This is a genomic window from Mesorhizobium sp. M2E.F.Ca.ET.209.01.1.1 (assembly GCF_004010375.2).
GTDB lineage: Bacteria > Pseudomonadota > Alphaproteobacteria > Rhizobiales > Rhizobiaceae > Mesorhizobium.
On sequence record NZ_SADP02000246.1, the window covers coordinates 1 to 417 of the forward strand.

Consider the following 417-nt stretch of genomic DNA (forward strand, 5'->3'; position numbering starts at 1 on the left):
GCACGCCCTTCAGGATCGAGCTCGGCAGCCCGACCTCCTCCAGCATGTCCAGCGTCAGGAAGCCGGCCCGTAGGCCGTCGTCTATGTCATGGGTGTTGTAGGCGATGTCGTCGGCGATCGCGGCACACTGCGCCTCGATGCCGGCGAAGCGGTCGAGCTCGAGGTCGTGCAGCTCCGAATAATCGCGGATCGCCTGCGGCACCGGACCCTTGAGCCCCTTCCCGCTCGCGTCGGTCAGCGGGCCATTGTGCTTGACCAGCCCCTCCAGCGTTTCCCAGGTGAGGTTGAGCCCGTCGAATTCGGCATAGCGCCGTTCGAGCCTTGTGACCACGCGCAGCGACTGGGCATTGTGATCGAAGCCGCCCCAGGCGGCCATCTTCTCGTTGAGCGCATCCTCGCCGGTATGGCCGAACGGCG

Annotated in this window: 1 pseudogene; it reads right to left on the reverse strand. The window is 66.2% G+C overall.

The features are described 5' to 3' along the window. A pseudogene (locus EN852_RS35495) lies at positions 1-417 on the reverse strand (deoxyguanosinetriphosphate triphosphohydrolase); the annotation flags it as partial.